This is a genomic window from Paenibacillus sp. J22FR21, assembly GCF_056269135.1.
The window spans coordinates 239,181-260,622 of record NZ_JBWDNJ010000007.1 but is presented as its reverse complement, the minus strand read 5'-3'; the positions used below and the strand labels follow the sequence as shown (position 1 = coordinate 260,622).

The 21,442-nt window shown below is 53.1% G+C and carries 20 protein-coding genes; 3 read left to right on the top strand and 17 right to left on the bottom strand.

Going from position 1 to position 21,442, the window contains the following annotated elements:
* Positions 1-13: 13 nt before the first annotated feature.
* The 6 genes from AC0YNS_RS24330 to AC0YNS_RS24305 form a co-directional block, all read right to left on the bottom strand.
* Positions 14-1,723 (bottom strand): stalk domain-containing protein, encoded by a 1,710-nt coding sequence (locus AC0YNS_RS24330; RefSeq protein ID WP_475783530.1) that lies wholly within the window; start codon positions 1,721-1,723, stop codon positions 14-16.
* Between the two features lie 333 nt (positions 1,724-2,056).
* Positions 2,057-3,061 (bottom strand): DUF4432 family protein, encoded by a 1,005-nt coding sequence (locus AC0YNS_RS24325; protein WP_475783529.1) that lies wholly within the window; start codon positions 3,059-3,061, stop codon positions 2,057-2,059.
* 140 nt (positions 3,062-3,201) lie between these two features.
* Positions 3,202-3,528, bottom strand: coding sequence for a cupin domain-containing protein (locus AC0YNS_RS24320; RefSeq protein WP_475783528.1), 327 nt, complete (start codon positions 3,526-3,528; stop codon positions 3,202-3,204).
* Positions 3,528-4,565, bottom strand: a complete 1,038-nt coding sequence (locus AC0YNS_RS24315; RefSeq protein ID WP_475783527.1) for a zinc-dependent alcohol dehydrogenase — start codon at positions 4,563-4,565, stop codon at positions 3,528-3,530. The genes AC0YNS_RS24320 and AC0YNS_RS24315 overlap by 1 nt, the downstream gene beginning before the upstream one ends.
* A 66-nt stretch (positions 4,566-4,631) precedes the next feature.
* The gene (locus AC0YNS_RS24310; RefSeq protein ID WP_475783526.1) at positions 4,632-5,417 is read right to left on the bottom strand and encodes an SDR family NAD(P)-dependent oxidoreductase; all 786 of its coding nucleotides are present in this window, start codon (positions 5,415-5,417) and stop codon (positions 4,632-4,634) included.
* Positions 5,418-5,432: 15 nt separating this feature from the next.
* The gene (locus AC0YNS_RS24305) at positions 5,433-6,551 is read right to left on the bottom strand and encodes a mandelate racemase/muconate lactonizing enzyme family protein (protein WP_475783525.1); all 1,119 of its coding nucleotides are present in this window, start codon (positions 6,549-6,551) and stop codon (positions 5,433-5,435) included.
* Between the two features lie 313 nt (positions 6,552-6,864).
* Between AC0YNS_RS24305 and AC0YNS_RS24300 the strand changes: the two genes are divergently transcribed.
* Complete coding sequence (locus tag AC0YNS_RS24300) at positions 6,865-7,524, top strand: GntR family transcriptional regulator (protein WP_475783524.1); 660 nt, start codon at positions 6,865-6,867, stop codon at positions 7,522-7,524.
* 170 nt (positions 7,525-7,694) lie between these two features.
* On the opposite strand, the gene AC0YNS_RS24295 is transcribed toward AC0YNS_RS24300, so the two are convergent.
* The 6 genes from AC0YNS_RS24295 to AC0YNS_RS24270 form a co-directional block, all read right to left on the bottom strand.
* Positions 7,695-7,922 carry a hypothetical protein gene (locus AC0YNS_RS24295; protein WP_475783523.1) on the bottom strand — a complete coding sequence of 76 codons (228 nt, stop codon included), beginning with the start codon at positions 7,920-7,922 and terminating at the stop codon, positions 7,695-7,697.
* A 110-nt stretch (positions 7,923-8,032) separates the two neighbouring features.
* Complete coding sequence (locus tag AC0YNS_RS24290; RefSeq protein ID WP_475783522.1) at positions 8,033-8,848, bottom strand: phytanoyl-CoA dioxygenase family protein; 816 nt, start codon at positions 8,846-8,848, stop codon at positions 8,033-8,035.
* Positions 8,849-9,067: 219 nt separating this feature from the next.
* Positions 9,068-9,826, bottom strand: a complete 759-nt coding sequence (locus AC0YNS_RS24285) for a hydroxypyruvate isomerase family protein (RefSeq protein WP_475783521.1) — start codon at positions 9,824-9,826, stop codon at positions 9,068-9,070.
* A 140-nt stretch (positions 9,827-9,966) separates the two neighbouring features.
* Positions 9,967-10,797: a sugar phosphate isomerase/epimerase family protein gene (locus AC0YNS_RS24280; RefSeq protein ID WP_475783520.1), complete on the bottom strand. Its 831-nt coding sequence runs from the start codon at positions 10,795-10,797 to the stop codon at positions 9,967-9,969.
* Positions 10,798-10,835: 38 nt separating this feature from the next.
* The gene (locus AC0YNS_RS24275) at positions 10,836-11,891 is read right to left on the bottom strand and encodes an oxidoreductase (protein WP_475783519.1); all 1,056 of its coding nucleotides are present in this window, start codon (positions 11,889-11,891) and stop codon (positions 10,836-10,838) included.
* A gap of 32 nt (positions 11,892-11,923) precedes the next feature.
* Positions 11,924-13,036 (bottom strand): Gfo/Idh/MocA family protein, encoded by a 1,113-nt coding sequence (locus tag AC0YNS_RS24270; protein ID WP_475783518.1) that lies wholly within the window; start codon positions 13,034-13,036, stop codon positions 11,924-11,926.
* A 228-nt stretch (positions 13,037-13,264) separates the two neighbouring features.
* On the opposite strand from AC0YNS_RS24270, the gene AC0YNS_RS24265 reads away from it, so the two are divergent.
* Positions 13,265-14,110 (top strand): lysophospholipase, encoded by an 846-nt coding sequence (locus tag AC0YNS_RS24265; protein WP_475783517.1) that lies wholly within the window; start codon positions 13,265-13,267, stop codon positions 14,108-14,110.
* Positions 14,111-14,361: 251 nt separating this feature from the next.
* Here the strand turns inward: AC0YNS_RS24265 and AC0YNS_RS24260 are convergent, their stop codons facing one another.
* From AC0YNS_RS24260 to AC0YNS_RS24245, 4 genes are all read right to left on the bottom strand, one after another.
* Entirely contained in the window at positions 14,362-15,156 is a 795-nt protein-coding gene (locus AC0YNS_RS24260) for an ABC transporter ATP-binding protein (protein WP_475783516.1), read from the bottom strand.
* Position 15,157: 1 nt separating this feature from the next.
* Positions 15,158-16,081: an ABC transporter permease gene (locus AC0YNS_RS24255; protein ID WP_475783515.1), complete on the bottom strand. Its 924-nt coding sequence runs from the start codon at positions 16,079-16,081 to the stop codon at positions 15,158-15,160.
* 65 nt (positions 16,082-16,146) lie between these two features.
* Positions 16,147-17,175, bottom strand: coding sequence for an ABC transporter substrate-binding protein (locus AC0YNS_RS24250; protein ID WP_475783514.1), 1,029 nt, complete (start codon positions 17,173-17,175; stop codon positions 16,147-16,149).
* A 132-nt stretch (positions 17,176-17,307) separates the two neighbouring features.
* Complete coding sequence (locus AC0YNS_RS24245) at positions 17,308-18,195, bottom strand: AraC family transcriptional regulator (RefSeq protein ID WP_475783513.1); 888 nt, start codon at positions 18,193-18,195, stop codon at positions 17,308-17,310.
* Between the two features lie 156 nt (positions 18,196-18,351).
* Here AC0YNS_RS24245 and AC0YNS_RS24240 point away from each other — a divergent pair, with 156 nt between their 5' ends.
* Positions 18,352-20,424: a beta-galactosidase gene (locus tag AC0YNS_RS24240; protein ID WP_475783512.1), complete on the top strand. Its 2,073-nt coding sequence runs from the start codon at positions 18,352-18,354 to the stop codon at positions 20,422-20,424.
* 72 nt (positions 20,425-20,496) lie between these two features.
* Here the strand turns inward: AC0YNS_RS24240 and AC0YNS_RS24235 are convergent, their stop codons facing one another.
* The gene (locus AC0YNS_RS24235; RefSeq protein WP_475783511.1) at positions 20,497-21,168 is read right to left on the bottom strand and encodes a TerC family protein; all 672 of its coding nucleotides are present in this window, start codon (positions 21,166-21,168) and stop codon (positions 20,497-20,499) included.
* Positions 21,169-21,442 lie beyond the last annotated feature (274 nt).

Sequence of the window (21,442 nt, the reverse complement as noted above, 5' to 3'; positions counted from 1 at the left end):
CATAATTGCATCGCTAACCCTTCGTGTTTACTTCAACCGTTCTCGTTCCCCCGTTCCACTTCACCTCGACTCCGAGCAGCTTGCCGATATCGCTGACTGGGATGTATAGGCTGCCGCTGAGCACAACAGGCGCAAAAGACAACGGGGTCTGCCCGCTTCCCAAGGTTGCGAAAGGAGTTCCCTCCGCCAAAATAATCGAGCGGTCGCCGCGCGTGACGGTGGTTTGTTTGGTTTGTGTATTGTAGCTGGTTTTGGCCCCGATTTCGCTCACGAGAAAACGAAGCGGAACAAGCATCCGATTACCGGTCGTCATCATACTCGGCTCGAATTTCTTGAGCTGGCCGTCGATGGAGAGGCGGGCATCCGTTTTCGCATAAGCACCGGTTGCCAGTCCATTACCGCTGATCGGCTTGCGCAATTCCGCCGGAAGCGTAAAAGCATAGAGCTTACCCTCTGCCTGCACAAGCAGCTTATCTCCCGCCACTTGGAATGGACCATAGCTCCGAGCGGAAGTTTGAAAGCGCGAAAGGGCTTTGCCTGTCGCGACATTCAGCGCATACACCTCTCCATCGGTCTGCCCGACGTACAGACCCGAATCGATTAGATCTACTCGGCTAACCGGATTGTCCAGCCCCTGATAGAAAACCGGCGTATGATCGACTATTTTGCGTGCGTGCAGACCGATGTTGTCTCCATTCTTATAAATCAGCTTGCCGTTGTAGGGTCCAGCGATCCATGTGCCGTCATCTTGGATGATCTCCGGTTTCACAACCGATGGATCGGCATTCAAGTTATAGTGGTAGAGCTGACGATCCTTGGTGGATACATAGACATCGTTACCTTCTATCACAAGCTTGGATGCGTACTGATACATCGGGTCTTCCCCTTGCTTGACGGGGACAAAAGATTTGGTTTCGATGACGCTGCCCGTCTGCAGATCGACGACATCCAGATCGACGAGAAATTTGGTGGTATCGCTCTTCGGCCAATCATTTTCAAAATACAGCTTCTCTCCGTCAACCTTCAGCACATGCGAGTGGCTGCCGGCCAGCCGCCACATGGTTTTACCGGTAGCTTCGTCGATGGCATACGTTGTCGTCACCGTGATCGCGCCGGATTCCATCGCCAGCACGAGCAGCTTGCCGCCGACTTTCTCAGGAATGCTGTTCACGTCCGTGTTGCGCCATTTCTCATGACCCGTTGCGAGATTGACCGAGACGAGCCCCAGCGAGGAGGCAAAATAAAGCGTATTCCCATCCACCTTAAATTGGCTGAATGTAGACTTCTTGTTCGCCTGATATATTCGCTTGGCTGTACCCGTCTGGGCAGCCACTTGATAGACAGCGCCGTCCTGTCCGCTTACGTATAGGCTGCCGTTTAGTAGTTGAACGGCTCCTGCCTGCAGTTTGGTGCCGTAGGACCAGAGCAGCTTGCCGGTTTGTATCGCTCGCGCTTGCAGCACGCCACCTTTGATGGTGAAAAATGCGCTGTTCTCGATCACAATCGGGGCTTGGTAGCTGTTCTCTATCGTAGGTTTGTCCAGTTCTATCGTCCAAATCGGCTTAGCAAAAGGGACCTTATTCGACACAGCCGGCATGGTTTGGCCATCGTAGCTCTTATTCGGATCCGGGTTCGTTTGTGCAGAGGCTTTAGCTTCAGCGGTACCGGACAATAACATTCCGGCCGCTACCACCGCAAGCGTGGTATGTTTCCATGACTTCATTTGCGACATGCTCCTCTCGACTCTCGTTTGCGACTCATCTCTATAGACGACGCTCATAGGCAAAAGTTACATGTCATTCCAGCGGCTGTTTCGCCAGCACTATCACGAACGCTCTGCATTCGCTCCCTTCTCATGTGGTTCTGCGCTTTAAGCGACTATTCCGCTTATAGTGTCTTCATCGCTCCAAATTTGCTCCTTTCTCGCGTGGGCCTGCCGCTGAGAAGTCGACAATCCTACTCTCAGCCTTCCACCGCCTCTGGCGGGCTACTTCAACAGAAATACCCGAGCATCGTCACAGAACGACGCTCGGGTATTTGTTCCTTCAACAGTTGCTCACCTTGCCGTGCCCGTCACTTCACCGTCAGCATCAATGTGATCCACCGCTGTCAATCCTTCAAACACCGTAGCGATGACGGTACAAGACACCGTCTCCCCGGGCTGCAGGGCTTGGTGCGTTCCGCGATCCAGTCCGTCCTGCAGCCCGACCGGATAGCCGGAACATGGCTCCAGTACAACGGTTTGCAGCTCTCGCCAACCGCCATAGGAAGCGAACAGCCAGCAAGTCGGCAGCACACGGTTATCATAGCTCAGGCCAAACCCGATGCCTTCTCGCGTATGCGTCAAAGCGCACCATCCAGCCTGCATATCTGTGGCATATTGGAATTCGCTGACGCCTGACGAATGCGGCAGTCCCCAGTGCATATCATGTACTTCACCCGCGTCATCCTGAGAATAGGGCCACTGGTAGCTGTACGAGGTTTTGCCGGTACGCGGCGAGCCGAAGCCCTCCATCTCCATGTTGCGGGCAGGCAAATCGATCCGCGAATGCTCATCGGCTGCCATTGCCGCATGCAGCTTCCACAAATACGGCTGCGGTTTGCGGCCGAGATTGGTAATCGTGTGCGCGAAACGCAGCTTCGATTCACCGGCGCGCAGCGTAACCCGCTTGCTCAGTCGCGTTGCGCTGATGGGCGTTTCCACCCACATGTGAAGCGTGACTTCTTCAGGGTGTACCCGCTCCAGCGCATACTGCCACGGCAGCGTCCAGATCTCCCCGTGATCCGGGAACGGCTCGCCATCGATCGTCTCCGCGATATCATTCGGATACAGCTCATCCCAGCCACCGAAGAAATGATCGTCATAGACGGAATGCAGCGCAAGCTTCCGCGGTTTCATGCGAGGATGATGCCACAGCAGATCCTTACCGCGCGGCTTGAACGTGATCTGCCATATTTTCGCGCCTAGGTCCGGCATGATAATGACACGAAGCTGCTCATTCTCCAGAAGCACCGTTCGAATGTCGTTGTACGTCCAATTGGTATCCACCGTAACTGTCACAAGAACGACCACCCTTCGCCTCACAGATTACTGCGAGGATCTCCACTACGATCTCGAATTCTGTTCTCGTCATACGATCTCGAATTCCGTTCTCGCCATCCGATCTCTTCATCCTGCCTCAGCTCTTGCCTCGCGCCACCCTACTCCGTAATCGTGGCCAGCAAATCCTCGCGCAGCGGCGTAAAGTTCTCGATCATAACCGTATCCTCCAGCGCTTTCACCTCATGCACCGCATCGCCGGGCACGTGAATTTGCTCACCTGCGCTGACAATTGTCGTTTCGCCGTTCATCGTCATGGCGATTTGGCCGCTGATGACAAACGTAAGCTGCTCATGCGGGTGTGAGTGAGCCGGCCCAATGGAGCCCGAGTCGAGCGTAAGCATCATGCTCATAATCGATTGGCCGGGACGGAAAATCTTGCGGCTGATGCCCGCAATCGGGGAATGCCATTCTTCAAATCGCGGCATTACGATGCACCTCCCGGAATCAGCAATACTTTGGACACGTTGCCCGGTGACCCGAGCAACGTCTCGAACCACTTCGCGCCTTCGCTAAGCGGCGCCTCTACAACGCCCTCATCAAGTCCGATGCGGCCTTCTTCCAGCCACTGAAGCGCAGTCCGGAAATTCATAGCCGAATAGGCAAAAGAGCCCGTCATCGTAATCTCGCTGCGGATCGCAATATTAATCGGCAAGGCCGACTCTTCCTCATGCAGCCCTGTAAAAACAACACGACCGCCGGTCCCACAGGCCAGCACGCACTGCTTGCGCGTCAAGCCTGCGCCAACGGCATCAATGGCAATGTTCACGCCGCTGCCGCCGGTTAGCCGTTTCACTTCCTCCAGCGTATCCACGCCTGCCGGACAGATAACATGCTTCGCGCCAAGACGACGCGCAATCGCTAGGCGATCCTCATTCATGTCCACGGCAATGACATCACTAACACCATACTGCAGCACGGCTTGCAGAGCCAGCAATCCAATCGGCCCCATGCCGAGAATGAGCACCTTGTCCGTCGGCTTCGCAGCGGCGAGCTCGGCTACACGCACTGCGCACGCAGTCGGCTCCGCCAACGCTGCCGTCTGCAGCGTCATCCCATCCGGCACCGCATAGACGAAGGCTGCCGGAATCTTCACATATTCCGCGTTGCTGCCGGGCAGCGCCGCGGAAAGCAGCTTTCGCGAGACGCATAGCTGCTGCCTGCCGCTCGCGCATTTGTCGCAATGACCGCAGGTCACAAGCGGATTCGCCGTGACGCGCTGCCCAAGCGACCAAGCGCCGGACGCTTCAACCCGGCTGCCCATGGACGCAATGATACCGGAGAACTCGTGGCCGAAGATCATCGGAGGCTTGCGGAGCGAGTTTTTGCCTAGAAAACCGCTTAGCTCCGAACCGCAAATCCCGCTGTATGCCACCTGAATAACAACTTCATCTTCCCCTGCAACCGGCGCATCGACTTCCCTTACATTCATTTCCTTCGGACCTTCATAGATAAGTGCTTGCATAGCATCTAATCTCCTCTCAGGATGAAGAGGTGCAAGGAGCCCTTTCTCCCGCACCTCTCTCGTTTATCAAAAGGTCATCGACAATCCACCATCAACCGGAATGACTGCACCGCACATATAAGAGGCATCCTCCGATGCCAGGAAAGCAATGACGCCGGCCACTTCCTCCGGCTGGCCTTGACGCCTTTGGGCGATTTTGCCGCGGGCGACGTATATATCTCGAAACCACTCCGTCTCATGCTCCTTCACGCCATCCACCACCGACATCGGCGTCTCGATAAAACCGAGCGCGACGGAGTTAACACGGATACCGACGTCGATCAGCTCCAGCGCCGTATTGCGCGTCAATTGGTCCATCGCGCCTTTCGCCGCATTGTAGCTCGATGATTCATCCAGCGCGCGGCTGCCGTTAATCGAGGACACATTAATAATCGAACCGCGAGTACCCTTGGCCGTCATCATTCGCGCAGCGGCTTGCGTGCAGTGGAAGGTACCGTCGACGATTATATCGAACACCTTGCGCCAGTTCTTCATCTCCGCACCGAGAAATCGCATCGGCTCGAACATCGCCGCATTGTTCACGAGAATATCCAGCTGCCCGTAGACGCTCTCCACTTGCGCGAACATTGCGGCAACCGCTGCTTCGTCCGACACGTCGCAAGCAATGAACTGAGCGCGATAGCCTTGCTCAATTAGCGCAGCAGCAGCCTCTGCTCCGACATCCGCACGGCGGCCCGTAATAACAACCGTTGCGCCTTCCGAGGCCAAGCGGCATGCCGTTGCATAGCCGACTCCTGTTGCCCCGCCTGTAATCAGCGCCACCTTGCCGTCAAACCTGCCCGCTTTCGCCATGTGAGATAAATCCTCCTATTTGACGCGATATCGTTCCACAACTGCTTCATCAACCGTAACGCCAAGGCCCGGACGATCCGGTACGTGCACGTAGCCGTCTTTAAACTCAATCGCCTCCGAAACCAATTCGCGTGCAAGCGGCGACGTGGAAGCGGTATGCTCGATCATGAATCCGTTCGGGATTGCCGCAGCAAAATGCGTGCTCGCCGCAACCAGAATCCCGGTCTTGAACGCATGCGGGACAACAAGCTTATGACGCTCATGCGCCATGTACGCGATGCGCTTCCCTTCGGTCAGTCCGCCGCAGCGGCCCAAATCCGGCTGGACAATATCATGTCCGCCATCCTCAATCAACCGGCGGAACGCGGTCACGCCGCTCTCCTGCTCTCCGCCTGCTATGCGAAGCGTCGTCCGTCTCGACAGCTCCTGATAGCCGATCAGATCCTCCGGATGAAGCGGCTCCTCGAGCCAGAAGACACCGTATTTCTCATACACTTCCGCCATGCGGAGAGCGCCTTTCAGGTCCCAGGCCAGACCGCCGTCGATCATCACATCTATGTCTTCGCCAACGGTTTCGCGAATCGCGCGAATTTGCTGCTCATCGAATTTCGGATCGCGGCCGATCGGCCCCCAGCCGAACTTCATCGCCTTGTAACCTTCCGATGCGAACTGCCCTGCCAGGCGAACCGCTTCTTCAATCGTGCCCGGCATAAGCGAGCTTGCATAGGCTTTGAGCTTGGAACGGTATGTGCCGCCGAGCATCTCGGACACCGGACGGCCTGCTTTCTTACCGGCAATATCCCACAGCGCCATATCGATGCCGCTCATCGCATGCATCACCGGACCGCCGCGGCCAAAGTAGATCGTGCCCCGGTACATTTTGTCCCACAGACGGTCGATTTCAAGCGGATTCTCGCCAATCAGAAGCGAGCGAAGTCCCGTAGCAATCGAATGGGAAGGCGGTGCATCGATAGCTGCCTTCGCCACGAGCGGAACAGAGTCAACCTCACCATAACCTGTAATCCCTTCATCCGTATGAATGCGGATCATAAGCGTATCCTGCGTGCCATCACACCGCTCAGCATCCAAATCCGGAATACGCAGATAAATCGATTCCACTTCCGTAATTCTCATAGCCGGTTCCCCTTTGCTCGTGTAGTATCTTCATGCCGTAAAATGTTCATCGTATTCAGAACTGCTATTCTTCAAATAGCGCATCCTGACTGCGATATATTACCTCAAATAAGTATAGCGCTTACATTTAATTAAGCTTATTGTAGTTCTGGGCTCGAATTATTGTCAACAATATTTGCCTTAATTGTATATTGTAGATTGTTAACAAAATACAAACAAAGTGCATTTTCTACATTTACAACGTATACTAAGATTTATCTGATTACCTAGGACCATTCTGTGAGTCTTACTCTTATAAGGGAGCAATTCTGATATGGCTGAATTCACATTCAAGCAGCAAGCCAATACGTCACTTCGCGAGAAAGTGACGCATGATTTACGAGAAGCTATCCTACACGGACATCTGCAGCCCGGCGCGCGCATTAAAGAGATGGAAATTGCGGAGCAAATGGGAGTCAGCCGCGGCCCCATTCGTGAGGCGATCCGCCAGCTCGAACGCGAAGGTCTGCTGCTTTCCGTTCCCTATAAAGAAACCGTCGTCGCGGATCTGGATGCCGATGAAGTGCAGAACATTCTCATGCCGATCCGTTTCCATATCGAATGGTTCGTTGTGAAGCGCTATCTAGACAAGCTGGATGACCACTTCTTCAGCAAGCAGCAGGGCATTATTGATGAGATGAGAGAAGCTGTAACGAGCGGGGCGAAGAGCCGCCTTGTTGACCTCGATATTCTGTTTCACCAATCCATTCTGGAGATGGCTGCTGAACGCACGGTCATGCTCACGTGGCAAAGCATCGTCAACCAGATTCGCCTGCATTTCTCCAAAAACCTGCCGTTCTACGACTTGGACCACATGGAGAAGGATCATCAGGATTTGCTCAATGCGTTTCGAACCAAGGATCTGGAGCTGATCCAGCAAGCGATATTAAACCATCTTCACAGCGACGACAATCTGCTTTGCTTTACCAAATAATGATTAATCTCATCAAACGAGGCCGCTATGGTCTCGTTTTTTTAATTTCTTCCTCATGCTCTAACAGAACTAACAAAAACCTAATCCTTTTCCCCCGCCTTACCCCAAAATTCTTTAATAGTTTAGATGGATAATGATCAAGCCCACCTTTAATGAACCACAGCTTCTGCTCATTCCGCTGAATCCGCTCCCATGTAGATCCCCTGGTACCCTTCTTTCGCCCATTTCGCCGAATTTGCTCCCATGTAGACTCCCTGGTACGCTTCTTTCGCCCATTCCGCCGAATTCGCTCCCATGTAGACTCCCTGGTACGCTTCTTTCGTCCATTCCGCCGAATTTGCTCCCATGTAGACTCCCTGGTACGCTTCTTTCGTCCATTCCGCCGAATTTGCTCCCATGTAGACTCCCTCATTCACTTCTTTCGCCGTGAGCTCGGCTCTCCCTCACCAACAACAATAAAAGCCCCACCAAAAGAACGGAAAACCGTTCCCCAGTGGGGCTTAGCATATTAGGGCATTCCGATCCGCATCGGCAGGCGCGGGAGATGCTCGGTCCGTTTGGCGTAGTCGCCGCAGAGGGAGTCGACTTGCTCCAAGTGGACGCGGCGCTCTTCTGTGGCGCTGCTTAGCATCGCTTGACCATAATAGTGGTCGCGGCGGAAATGCGCATGCATCAGGATGTAGCTGCGCAGCTCGTCGATTTCTTCATCCTTGAAGCGCTGGCACAAGTTCAAGGTGAACATTCTGCGCTGTGAACTTCCTCCGAAGGAAGCGTGAAACAGATTGTGGTCGAACACCAGCACATCGCCTGGCACGACATCGAGTATTTGTGCGGGCAGGTCTGCGCCATGAATGCCAAGCTGGCCAATGGACCGGCAAACTTTTGCCGCATCCTGACCGTACTGATCATCCAACCGATGCGTGCCCGGCATCACACGAAGCGCACCGCTTGAACCATCCAGCTCATCGAGGTACAGCGCCATCTTAATATGCCGACGCGCACGGTTCTCTCCATCCCGGTGCCAAGGCGTGTCGCCGGTGTAATAGTTCCCGTCACTGCCCATGTAATTGAAATCCTCACCTAGCAGCGATTTCGCGATTCCGGCAATTCGCGGGTCATCGATCAGCGAGCACAACCGCTCGCGCTGGTCGGCGAATGGCACGATCATCGTACGCTTAGAGCCGTCATGTTTCTCCTCAAGCATTGGAAAAACCGCTTCGAATTCCTCCGTAATCCAACTGTTCTCCGCCTTCAAGAGTCCGGCAAACTTAATAAAGCCATAGGTGTCAAAGAACGCAAGCTGCTCATCCGTCAACTTCATCATTCATGCTCCTCCCATTGTCTTTCATGCACAACACTCTATCCTAAGCTGCAGAACTGCTGTTGTTGTTGCTGTTGTTGTTGTTGTTGCTGTTGTTGTTACCGCCTGCCTGCGCCTGTTCTCGCTACTGTTCTTGCTACTATTCCTGCTACTGTTGCTGTTCCTGCTACTGTTCTTGCTACTGCTCTACTCCTGCAACCACTACTGCTCCTACTACCTTTTCTAAACCTTCACTTCAGCAAGCAGTTCCTTGAGCCCAACCTCCGGCGCGGCAATCGGGAAATATTCCAGCCCCATATAGCCCTCGTAACCAGCCGCATCAATTGCGTCAAAAATCCGTCCGTAATGCAGCTCCCCCGAGCTCAGCTCATGACGACCCGGATTGCCCGCTGCATGGAAGTGGCCAATCAGCTCCAAATTCGGAAGGATGTTCGCAAGCAGATTGCCCTCCATAATTTGCTGATGATAGATGTCGAAGACCAGCTTCACGTTCGGACTTCCAACCTGACGGATAATATCAAAAGCTTGTTCCGATGAAGATAAATAATAGCCTTTATGATCAACAAGTGTGTTTAGCGGTTCCAGTACAATGGTGATGCCAGCTTCCTCTACCAGCGGCGCGCTCGCACGAAGCCCGTCAATGATGGATTGCTGCTGTACCTCGCGCGATACATCGGCTAATTCCTGCCCAACCGTTAGTATCAATGTGGGGCAGTTCAGCTGCTTGGCAGCGGCAATGGACTCTCGCAGTCCATCCAGATAAGCCTCACGCAATGACTCATCAACCAAGTTCGCCGATTTCACACACATGGACGCAATCGTCATGTTGTAATCGCTTGCAAGTTGTGCAAGACGTTCCACATCCTTATCCCACCACGACCAGAACTCGACCGTGTCATACCCAATGGCGCGAACTTCCTCTAGGCTGGCGAAAAAATCCTTCCCGTGATACAAAGCATCCAAACATACGGACAGTTTCATTACAGCATCCCCTTAGAACCTAAATTGGCGCTACCCGAGTCGATTATAGGCCTGCAAGCGGCTAGCTGTAAAGAAGATATTGGAAAAGGGCTGCGCACCGGATTTGATCCGAATGCCCAGCCCTTAACGTAACTCAAGTTTTAACCTTCCACCTGAAAAGCTTGCTTCAATGTCGTAATCCCTTTGCTCGCAACTTCCAGAGCCGTAAGGGTGCCGAAGTCTTCGATGAACAATTCCACCGATAGAAAACCACGGTAGCCGGAAGCGTACAACACTTCGGCAATCTCTTTGAGTGGAGCAACGCCTTCGCCGGGAAATACCCGCTCAGCATCCGTAATGACTTCTCTTGAAGGAGCAGCCGGATAGTCATTGGCATGCACGATGCCGATCTGACGGCCTTGCAGCTGCTTCAAATCCTCAACACTACTGCCGCCAGTGTACATATGGAACGGGTCCAACAGTACCTGTGCTTGCTCGATCCCGGAAGCCAGAACGACTTCCTTCGCTTCGTTAACGGTCGAAAGCTTGCTCGCCTTGCCCCAGAACTCCAAATAAACATCAATGCCGATCTCGCGGCCAAGCGCCGTCAGTTCCGCATAATACTGTCCCATGTCGCTGAGCGAAACGCTCGCCACATCGCCAAAAGGTGGCGCAGCCGCAGCGCGGCAGCCAAGCTCAGCCAGCATGCGCAGTTCCCGCCCCGCTTGGGCAAAACCCTCTGCGCGAACAGCTGCATCCGCATCCGCCCATTTAAAGAACGCAATCGCGTTAGCGAATACAACGTTATTCTCGCTCAGGCACGCTCTGATTTGCTCAGCAGTACCGCCGCTTGCGAGAAAAGCTTCAATGTCCGAAACCCACAGCTCAATACCTTCATAACCTGCTTCGGCAGCAACCTTAATCTGCTCCAGCACATTCAGCTTAAAAGGAAATAATGTCGACGCGTTCAATGACGCTTGGAATGGAAACATAGCTTCGTTCCTCCTATTTTGCAGACGAGCGATTCAGCCTACAGCTTAACCGGCAGCGTTCTGCCTTCCTCACTGCTTTGAAGCGCCAGCTCGATCAAACGGATCGCATTTCTCGCTTCTTCCGGCTTCACATTCAGTTCTGCTTGTCCGATGATATGTTTGTAAATATTGTCATAATATCCCTTGTAAGACGAGTGAAACGTTTCAACAACGCCTTCAAAATGCATGCTGCCGATCGAAGAATTGAGCTTTCCCCAATTTTCTCTCGGTTCAATACCGAATCCACGATCGTTCGGCATCGCGCCGCCAATCAGGGCTTCCTCCTGCGGGTCGGTTCCGTATTTGACGAAAGAGCCTTCCGTGCCATGCAGTACATAACGCGGGCTGGCTTCACGTACAAACTTCGAGGACTTCACTCGCACCTTCTGCTGATTACCATAGAACAGCGTCACATCAAAGAAATCATGAGCCTCTGCTCCTTCTCGCTGCACACGCACATCGCCGTTGATTGCATCCGGTATGCCGAAGAGCGTCAGCGCCTGGTCGAAGAAATGAACGCCTAGATCGTAGAAAACACCTGTACCCGGCAGCGCTCCTTCACGCCAGTTCGTGGAATTCATGACGGGGTCGAAGCCGTCCCACGAGAACGTGCAGTCCCTCACTTCGCCGATCATCCCTTGACGAAGCAGTTCCTGAATGGTCAAGTAATCGCCGTCATATCTGCGGTTATGATAGACGCTCAGTACTTTGCCCTGCTCTTTGGCCAGGGCAATAAGCTCGTCCGCTTCTGCGGAAGTCGGCGTGAACGGCTTCTCTACAACCACATGCTTGCCGGCGAGCAGCGCTTCTTTGACGAATGCGTAATGATCCGTGCTTGGCGTCGTTACGATAATGAGGTCGATGCTTGGATCCTCGTACAAATAACGGACATCGTTGACGACTTTCACGCCAGGGTATTTCTCCTTCGAATGGGCGGTTCTGCGCTCAACAACGGCAGCCAGCTCCAATCCTTCAACAGCATCTACAAAAGGCGCATGAAAAATACGGCCGGCAAAACCGTAACCGATCAGTCCAACTCGAATTTTGTCACTCATGATATGAAGACCCCCATCTTATTTCAAATGTGCTATGCGTCTAGTTGATTGTATTTCAAGCCAAGTGGCAGTGGAGCCGGAACTTCGCATGGTGCTGTGACCGCAATATGTTTGCCGCTCTCAGCGCTGTCGAGTATGCCAATTGTAATATCGAGCACGTGACGGGACAGCTCTCCGCTTGCACGATGTGCTCTGCCGGATTGAATCGCATACGCCATGTCGGCTACGCCGATGCCGCGGCTGTTCTTCGAGAAACCGTGGGAATACGGGAACTCTTTCACTGTACCGTTTGCTTGCTGCAGCGTAATCGCCCCATCAAACATGTTCGGATCGTTTACTACCAGATTGCCTTCCGTACCGTAAATCTCCAGGCGCGGCGTGTAGCCGAAGCTCTCTTTGCCGACTTGCAGCGTTGCGGATACCCCGTTATCAAACTCCAGCAAGGCCGAAACATGCATAGGCGCTGTAACAGGCACCGTTTCGCCAAAACGAGGCGATTTCGGATTCGTCACCGTAAATTCACGATTCACGTTACCTACGGAACCGGACACTTTACGAACCGGACCCAGCAAATTAACGAAAGCCGTCAAGTAGTAAGGTGCCATATCAAAAAGCGGATCCCAGCCGGTTTGCAGGAAGTTTTGGAACTGTGGATGCATGGCATCGTAAGCGTTACCCATAATAATCAAGCCGCTTGCCGCATAAGGCGTACCGATCCAGCCATCTTCGATCAGCTTGCGAGCGGTTTGAAGGCCTGCACCAAGGAATGTATCCGGCGCGATGCCGACACGAAGACCTTTTTCACGAGCTAGGTCAAGGACACGGTCTGCATCTTCACGTGTTAGCGCGAATGGTTTCTCTGCGTATACATGCTTGCCGGCATGCAGGATTTGCAAGTTTACTTCCGTATGAACAGTCGGGGATGTTAAGTTAATGACGATTTCGACCTCGGGCATTGCCAGCAGTTCTGCAACCGAGCACGCCTTGGGAATGTTGAACTCTTCCGCTCGCTTCTGCGCTGACTCTACGAACAGATCCGCGATGGCTACAACTTCAAGTACACCGCTGAAGCTGCCTGTGCAGTTCTCCAGATAAATGCTGCTGATTGCGCCACAGCCAATAATACCTACTTTCGTTTTACGCATACGTCCACCTTTCCTGATACAACACCATTGGGTTTATTAGAATAAACTTGCTACCGTTGAACTTCTCTCTATAATGCCGTAACTCCTGCTTTCTTGCCAGTCTAAAATTTAGGGGATTCGCGTTCACATTTATTTTCCCTGTTCTACTATGGTAAAGTTTGAATTAGCAATGTAGAGAACAATTCGGAAAAATCGCATCTGGCGGAATGAACGCCTACGGGAGGCAGAATGATGATTGAGCGTAGTTTTCAGCTGCAATGCGAGGATGGCACCGTTCGCCATGCTTGTGAATGGAGGCCCGAGAATCGGCAGCTCATTCGAGCCGTTGTATGTCTTATCCACGGAATGGGTGAGCATATCGGTCGTTACCGGCATGTTGCTGAAATGTTTACGGCAGCCGGGTATGCGGTCTTCGGCTTCGATCAGGTAGGACATGGGAAGAACGAGGGCAAACGCGGACACACACCAACGTATGATGCGCTGCTGGACGGCGTCGATTCGATGCTGATTGCGGCACAAGAGAGCTTTCCGGATACGCCGGTTTTCCTATACGGGCATAGCATGGGCGGCAACGTTACGCTGAACTACGTACTCCGGCGGAAACCGGAGGTTAACGGGGTTATCGTCACGGGGCCATGGCTGATGCTTGCCTTCAACCCGCCCCCGCTCCAAGTTATGGTCGCGCGGGTGGTGAATCGATTATTCCCGTCCTATTCCAATAATAGACCTATGAACGGCGATCATTTGACTTCTGATCCGATTATGATCAAACGGTACCAGGAGGATCCGCTTGGCCATGGCTCCATCACCGCTCGCTTCTTCCTCAGCGTGCAAACCGCAGGGGTGTGGGCATTAAAACATGCTGCCGAGTGGCGATTGCCGCTGCTGCTCATGCATGGTGGGAGCGACAAAGTAACCTCTATTAAAGCTAGCCGGCAGTTCGCCGACTTGGCCGGTGCGCCATGCACCTTCATCGAGTGGCCCAGCCTCAAGCACGAGCTCCACAACGAGCTCGACCGCGATGACGTATTCGACACGGTGAAGGAATGGCTGACGAAGCAGCTTGGGGAGTAGCTGGCGCGGGCGACGGTGGCGCTTGGCGCGATCATGCGCGGGCGGCTGGGTTGGTCGGTTAGTGAGCATGAAGAACGAACAGGCTTCTTTCGGTGGTGGAGATCATGCACGGGAGGCTGGGTTGGCCGGGGAGTGGCGGTGGAGAACGTCGGCTCCCGTTTGGCCGCTGCTCACCACGCTCCTCGCGTACTGCACAACAACAAAAAAGTCGAGAACCTGCCGCTCCGCGCAGCCTGTTCTCGACTTTCTCTCTATCCTAGGACGATTCGATCGTCCGCCAGCTGACGGCCGCTGATCTGCTCGAATTCGCCGAGCAGCTGCGGAACGGTCAGGTCGCGTTTGCGTGATTCCGGAATGTCCAGAATGATGCGACCTTTATCCATCATGATCAAGCGATTGCCGAGGCGAATCGCCTGCTCCATATTGTGCGTGACCATGAGCGTCGTCAGCTTCATCTCGCGGACGATCTCTTCGGTCAGCACCGTGATGAGCTCCGCGCGAGCCGGGTCAAGCGCTGCCGTATGTTCATCCAGCAGCAAAATTTGCGGCTTCGTGAACGTCGCCATCAGCAGGCTCAGCGCCTGGCGCTCGCCGCCGGACAGCAGGCCGACCTTCGCGCTCATCCGTTCCTCGAGCCGAATGCCTAAGCGCTGCAGCTGCTCGTGGAACAGCTTGCGCTTGGCCTTGCTCGCTCCCCAGCTGAGGCCCCGCTTCTTGCCGCGCATATAGGCCATCGACAGGTTCTCCTCGATCGACATCGTAGGAGCGGTACCTGCCATCGGGTCTTGGAAGACGCGCCCGATCCAGCGGCTGCGTTCATGTTCCGGCAGATGGTGGATCACTTTGCCATCAATGCGAACCTCGCCGATATCCGGCTTCATGACGCCGGAGATGATATTCATCAGCGTTGATTTACCCGCACCGTTGCTGCCGATAACGGTAACGAAGTCGCCGGGATTCAGCTTCAGCTGAATGTTCATCAGCGCGATTTTCTCATCCGGCGTTCCGGGATTAAATAGCTTAGATACTTGCGCAATTTCCAGCATGTTAAGCTCGACCTCCCTTACTGCCGGCCGCAACGAGCAGCTCCTGGGTTCGTTTACGGGCCAAAGCCTTCTGCTTCATCGAGCGCCGAACGGTCGGGATGACCAGGGCAGCGACTACAATTAGCGCCGTAATCATTTTCAAATCAGATGCATCGAAGAATTCGACGCGCAGCGCAAGCGCGTAGATAATCCGGTACACGATGGAGCCGAGAACGGCCGCCAATGTCGCTTGAAACACAGTGCGGAAGCCGAAGATCGCTTCCCCGATGATAACCGAAGCGAGTCCCAGAACGATCGTGCCGACGCCCATGGACATGTCCGCAAAACCCGACTCCTGCGCGATTAACGCACCGGATAACGCAACGAGTCCGTTCGATAGACTCACGCCGATGATTTTGGTCGTATCCGTGTTGGCACCAAGGCTGCGAATCATGCGGGCATTATCGCCGGTCGCACGAAGCGCAAGCCCCACATCCGTGTGAAGAAACCCATCCAGCAGCAACTTAACGAGCAGCACAAGAACGGCAAGAACCGGGATGTACACCCAGCTATTATCCGAAATAGCGGAGAACAACGTGTCTGTATTCACAAGCGAAATATTCGGCTTACCCATAATCCGCAGATTAATGGAGTAGAGCGCGATCATCATGAGAATACCGGCGAGAAGTCCGTTGATTTTGCCTTTTGTATGAAGCAGGCCTGTAATCGCACCCGCAGCCAACCCGCAGATAAATGCACAAATGGTTGAAATCCACGGCTCATAGCCATGCGTAATCATGATCGCCGCAACAGCGCCGCCTGTCGTGTAACTGCCGTCAACAGTCAAATCGGGAAAATCGAGTATGCGGAACGTGATGTAGACGCCGATCGCCATTAATGCATACAGCAGACCCAGCTCTACCGCTCCGATCATTGATCCTAGCATCGTAATAGCCTCCTTAATAAAATAAAAAAGGAGCGAGCGACAGGAACCGCCCACTCCGATTTGCCCTACTTAATGATGTTGTTGTCTTGATCTTTCACTTCGCTCTTCATCTCGTCTGTAACCGTGATGCCTTGCGCTTCAGCGGCTTTCAGGTTAAGAATAAGATCCAGCTTCTCCGGCACAGTCACTTTCATGTCAGCCGGTTTCTTGCCGTCCTTCAGGATTTCAACAGCCATTTGACCGACTTGGTAGCCGTGGTCGTAATATTTGAAGCCTACCGTTGCAAAAGCACCCTTCTCAACGGTATCGCGATCGCTCGAGAAGAACGGGATTTTGTTATCGTTAGCTACTTTAATGATAGAGTCAACGCTGCTTACAACCGTGTTATCGAGTGCGATGTACAGGGCATCCGCACGACCAACCAGCGATTCAGCCGCTTGGCTTACTTCGGAAGTTGCCGTTACAGGCGCTTTAAGCAGTTTGATGTTGTGCTCGCCAAGTGCTTTCTCCGCCAGGTCTGCCATAATAACCGCATTCGGCTCGCCTTCGTTGATGACCATACCCACTGTCTTCACGTTTGTAAATTTGCTTGCGATAAATTCCATTAGCTGCGTAATCGCTGCAGGATTCGTATCCGATGCACCTGAAACGTTACCGCCCGGCTTATCCAGGTTGCTGACGATCTTCGCTGCCAGCGGGTCTGTTACAGCCGCGAACAAGACCGGATTTTCTTTCTCTTCTTGCACAACAGCAAGTGCCGACGGTGTTGCGATACCTAGAATGAGATCATAATCCTTGGAAGCAATCTTCTGTGCGATAGATAGATTATTGCTGGCATCCGCTTGCGCGTTATTCATATCAACCTTCAGGTTGTCGCCTTCTGTAATACCGGCATCCTTAAGTGCAGCCAGGAAACCTTCGCGTGTTGCGTCAAGCGACGGATGCTCGACATACTGCGAGATCGCGATTGAATACGTTTTGGAGTCCGCGTTGTTGCCGGAACCTGACGTGTTGTCATTTTTGGCCCCGCAGCCAGTTACCGCCACAAGTGCAGCCGCTGAGATTAAGAGAGAAGCAATCATCTTTTTCTTCACAATTATTACCCCTTTTCATCAATGTTTGTCTAGTACCCCGTTAACGCACATATGCTTTGACTCGGAAAAGTGCCAAAGTGTTAATCCTTATTTTAACGGCGAGTACACAATTTCGTCAATTTTTTAAACAAATTAATTGGTTTTCCATTGTTTGGGGGTCGTTCCGTACGTTTTCTTGAACAATCGGATAAAATAACTCGTCTCCATTCCAAGCTGCATGGCTACCTTCTCGACACTGCCGCTCGCATGCCCAAGCTCCTCCAACAGCTGCACCGCCCGCTTCATTCGGATGCGATTTATATACTGATTCGGTGTCATCCCATAGCTGCCGACGAACAACCGATGAAAATGCTGCACCGAGTAGCCGGACGCTCGGGCTACATTCGTAAGGAGCAATCGCTCATTATAATGGTCATGCATTAGCTGAACACCTGCTTTCAGCGCGGCATTGCCGTCGCCTCCCGGGGTAACGGATTGCTTCAGCTCCGTCCCGCTTGAGCCCCTAATAACAGTCAATAGCAAATCATAGGCGCCCAGCGAGGCCTCCCAATAGCCGTCTTCACCACTCACGCTGATCATATGCCACAGCAGTTCGAGCTTCTCCCATAGTTCATCGAAGTTAGTCGGTTCGAAAAGATAGTGTATATTCTGCTCAGCCATCGCTGTCGCTGTCACTGCTGCCGCTTCGGATGATCGCATGATCATATCCAGCATCGTTTCTGCCGCTGCACCTCGAAACGCAACAAAACCAAGCTCCCACTGTCCATCGTCCATATCGTGAGGATAATATTCATGGCTCACATGCTCCTTCAGCAGCAATGCGCTTCCGGGCTTGAGCACAATATTCTCGCTGCCATTGATGACGAATTGGCCTGTCCCTTGCCGAGTCAGAAACAGCTGATGCGTGGGAAACCCCTCGGGTCTTATCAAATGCTTCTGCTCATGGCTGCCTATGCAATAAATAGATAGCGGCAGAGGTTTATGACGTTGGGGCAATTCTGCCAGTACAAACGGGAGCATTCTCTCTTCTCCTTTTATGTTCAAATTATCCGATTTATTATTCGTTTCGTTCGATGCGAATCCTGCAATAATATTCTATTATGGAGTTCATATAGACTGCAAATCATAAATCGCAATGCGAGAATTGTACGATAATAATGAGGAGGATTTCAAACCATGACGATAAAGCTCCAAAAGTTTCCCCCGATCAGCGACAAGCTCCCAGCTTTCATGCACGGCGCCGACTACAATCCGGATCAGTGGCAGCAATATCCGGAGGTCCTTGCCGAAGATATTCGACTGATGAAGCTCGCAGGCTGCAATACGATGGCAGTAGGGATCTTCGCATGGGCTGCACTGGAGCCGGAGGAAGGCGTGTTCACCTTCGAATGGATGGACCGCTTGCTGGATACATTCGCAGCCAATGGGATCTTCGCTTGGCTCGCTACACCAAGCGGTGCGCGTCCGGCATGGATGGGACAGCAATATCCCGAAGTGCTTCGCGTAGAAGCCAACCGTGTACGTAACCTGTTCGGCATGCGCCATAATCACTGCTTTACATCGCCTGTTTACCGCGAGAAAACCGCCATTATGAATGCGAAGCTGGCCGAGCGGTATGGCAATCACCCTGCCGTCCTAGGTTGGCATATCTCAAATGAATATAACGGCGAATGTCATTGCGATTATTGTCAGGATGCATTTCGCGAGTGGCTGAAAGCGAAGTACGGTTCACTTGATGCGCTCAACACAGCATGGTGGACGACGTTCTGGGCACATACCTATACGAATTGGGAGCAAATTGAGTCTCCGGCTTTCCACGGTGAATTTCTGGTGCATGCCCATAATTTGGATTGGCGTCGTTTTGTCAGCGATCAAACGGCGGACTTCTGCAGACATGAGGTTGCTTCGGTTCGACCGTTCAACCCACAGCTTCCGATTACAACCAATATGCATATGATCGAAGGGCTGGATTACCGCAAGCTTGCCCAAGAAATCGATGTCATTTCGTGGGATGCTTATCCGACCTGGCATTCTGCCGCCGACGATATCGGGCAGGCTGCTTTCTTTGCCTTTTACCACGATTTGTACCGTTCCTTGAAGCGGAAACCTTTTCTGCTTATGGAAAGCACACCGAGCTTAACGAACTGGCAGCCTGTCAGCAAGCTGAAGCGTCCGGGCATGCACCGCCTTTCTTCCCTGCAAGCGGTGGCGCATGGCTCCGATTCGGTACAGTACTTCCAGTGGCGCAAAAGCCGCGGCTCCAGCGAGAAGTTTCACGGCGCTGTCGTCGATCATGACGGAACGGAGCATACACGCGTGTTCCGGGATGTTGCTTCGCTTGGAAAGACATTATCCGGTTTAACAGAGGTGCTGGGCAGTTCGACGCCTTCGCAATCAGCACTACTCTTCGATTGGGATAATCGCTGGGCGATCAAAGACTCGCAAGGACCGCGGAACATCGGGCTGCGTTATGAGGAAACGGTCATTGCGCATCATAAAGCCTTCTGGGATCTCGGTGTTCCCGTTGATGTGGTCGGTTCCGAGGAGGACTGGTCCTGCTACAACCTAATCGTCGCTCCGATGCTGTACCTATGCACCGAAGAGACAGGACGCCGGCTGGAGAAGTTTGTGGAGAACGGCGGCACGCTCGTAACCACGTACTGGTCAGGCATTGTCGGCGCAACCGATCTCTGCCATCTCGGTGGTTTCCCGGGGCCGCTGCGTAAGACGCTTGGGATCTGGGCGGAGGAAATCGAAGGCTTGTATGACCATGATCGCAACGGATTGGTTTTATCAGAGGGCAATCGCCTTGGGCTCAGCGGAACCTATGAGTCGCACGAAATTTGTGAGATCATCCATGCGGAAGGCGCGGAGGTGCTCGGCGTATATGAGAGTGACTTCTATGCGGGGCAGCCGGCGCTGACCGTGAATCGACTTGGTACAGGTCGCGCCTATCATATGGCGACGCGGCTTAAGGGAGATTTTCTGCGTGACTTCTACGCTCGTATTGTGGAAGAGACAGGCGTTAACCGCACGATGGACACGGAGCTGCCGGATGGCGTGACTGCGCAGCTGCGCTCAGATGGGGAGCATGATTATATCTTCTTGATGAATTTCAGCGGTGCCGCGCAAAGCGTTGCACTGGATGAATGTGCTTACGAGGAGCTTGAGAGCGGAGCTGCGGTTGGCTCGTCTGTTCAGCTTGAAGCGAACGGGGTTGCATTGTTGAAGAGAAAATCACGGGGGTAAATAGAAAAGGCGGGCTGCTTGGGATTCTGAATCCCTTGCGGCTCGCCTTTTGATCACATTCAAAGATGGATGTTAAGCTCCCTGTACTTCGGAACGCCCACGTTTCTGTAAGAGGTAACCAATAGCGATGACAAGCAGTCCGCAGATGAACGGGAAGATATTGTCCGCATACTCGGAAACTTTGTGCAGCCCCGATTTCACGGTTTCGCTCTCTTCCAGCATTTCACCGGCCGTGTAACCTAGAATGCCGGCACCGAGATAAATAAAAATCGGGAATTTGTGCAACAGCGACATGATCAACTGACTGCCCCATACGATAATTGGGATGCTTAGCGCGACCCCGAGCGACATCAGCCAAATATTATTGTTGGCAATGGCCGCAATCGCCAGTACATTGTCCAAGCTCATAATAAAGTCGGCCATCACGATGATCCGGATCGCTTTCACGAGAGATTGCGCACCTTCGATGTCCTTGCCGTCACCATCATCCTTAAGCAGCTGTATCGCTACCCAGAACAGCAGCAATGCGCCGGCCACTTGGATGAACGGGATTTTGAGCAAATATACGGCAACCGCAGTCAAAATAATCCGCAGCCCTACAGCAGCCATCGCTCCCCACCAAACCGCTTTCTTCCGGTGCTGCAAAGGCAAATTACGGCTCGCGAGCGCGATAACAACAGCATTGTCGCCGCTAAGTACGAGATTGACCAGCATTATTTCTGCAAGCAATACTAGGTATTCCATTCCTCAAGCTCCTTACGTCAGACTGAGTATCATCTAGTAGTCGATTATCTCACAGATCATTTCAAATTGTCTATTGACGTTCGCTCTCATGTAGACCTCCTGGTACGCTTCTTCCACTCATTTCGCCGCGTTTGCTCCCATGTAGACTTCCTGGTACGCTTCTTGCCGCTCGCGAGAGCAGCTGCATGGCCGATGCATCTGCTCTACAGTGCAAATGTTGCGCATTCGGCAACATTTGCGCCGAAAATCTGCCCTCTGCTTCAATAATGTTGCG

What these genes read in the sequence shown, in the direction of transcription:
- AC0YNS_RS24330 (WP_475783530.1), bottom strand. Translation starts at nt 1,723, where the DNA reads ATGAAGTCATGGAAACATACCACGCTTGCGGTGGTAGCGGCCGGAATG.
- AC0YNS_RS24320 (WP_475783528.1), bottom strand. Translation starts at nt 3,528, where the DNA reads ATGCCGCGATTTGAAGAATGGCATTCCCCGATTGCGGGCATCAGCCGC.
- AC0YNS_RS24315 (WP_475783527.1), bottom strand. Translation starts at nt 4,565, where the DNA reads ATGCAAGCACTTATCTATGAAGGTCCGAAGGAAATGAATGTAAGGGAA.
- AC0YNS_RS24310 (WP_475783526.1), bottom strand. Translation starts at nt 5,417, where the DNA reads ATGGCGAAAGCGGGCAGGTTTGACGGCAAGGTGGCGCTGATTACAGGC.
- AC0YNS_RS24305 (WP_475783525.1), bottom strand. Translation starts at nt 6,551, where the DNA reads ATGAGAATTACGGAAGTGGAATCGATTTATCTGCGTATTCCGGATTTG.
- AC0YNS_RS24300 (WP_475783524.1), top strand. Translation starts at nt 6,865, where the DNA reads ATGGCTGAATTCACATTCAAGCAGCAAGCCAATACGTCACTTCGCGAG.
- AC0YNS_RS24295 (WP_475783523.1), bottom strand. Translation starts at nt 7,922, where the DNA reads ATGGGAGCAAATTCGGCGGAATGGACGAAAGAAGCGTACCAGGGAGTC.
- AC0YNS_RS24290 (WP_475783522.1), bottom strand. Translation starts at nt 8,848, where the DNA reads ATGATGAAGTTGACGGATGAGCAGCTTGCGTTCTTTGACACCTATGGC.
- AC0YNS_RS24285 (WP_475783521.1), bottom strand. Translation starts at nt 9,826, where the DNA reads ATGAAACTGTCCGTATGTTTGGATGCTTTGTATCACGGGAAGGATTTT.
- AC0YNS_RS24280 (WP_475783520.1), bottom strand. Translation starts at nt 10,797, where the DNA reads ATGTTTCCATTCCAAGCGTCATTGAACGCGTCGACATTATTTCCTTTT.
- AC0YNS_RS24275 (WP_475783519.1), bottom strand. Translation starts at nt 11,891, where the DNA reads ATGAGTGACAAAATTCGAGTTGGACTGATCGGTTACGGTTTTGCCGGC.
- AC0YNS_RS24270 (WP_475783518.1), bottom strand. Translation starts at nt 13,036, where the DNA reads ATGCGTAAAACGAAAGTAGGTATTATTGGCTGTGGCGCAATCAGCAGC.
- AC0YNS_RS24265 (WP_475783517.1), top strand. Translation starts at nt 13,265, where the DNA reads ATGATGATTGAGCGTAGTTTTCAGCTGCAATGCGAGGATGGCACCGTT.
- AC0YNS_RS24260 (WP_475783516.1), bottom strand. Translation starts at nt 15,156, where the DNA reads ATGCTGGAAATTGCGCAAGTATCTAAGCTATTTAATCCCGGAACGCCG.
- AC0YNS_RS24255 (WP_475783515.1), bottom strand. Translation starts at nt 16,081, where the DNA reads ATGCTAGGATCAATGATCGGAGCGGTAGAGCTGGGTCTGCTGTATGCA.
- AC0YNS_RS24245 (WP_475783513.1), bottom strand. Translation starts at nt 18,195, where the DNA reads ATGCTCCCGTTTGTACTGGCAGAATTGCCCCAACGTCATAAACCTCTG.
- AC0YNS_RS24240 (WP_475783512.1), top strand. Translation starts at nt 18,352, where the DNA reads ATGACGATAAAGCTCCAAAAGTTTCCCCCGATCAGCGACAAGCTCCCA.
- AC0YNS_RS24235 (WP_475783511.1), bottom strand. Translation starts at nt 21,168, where the DNA reads ATGGAATACCTAGTATTGCTTGCAGAAATAATGCTGGTCAATCTCGTA.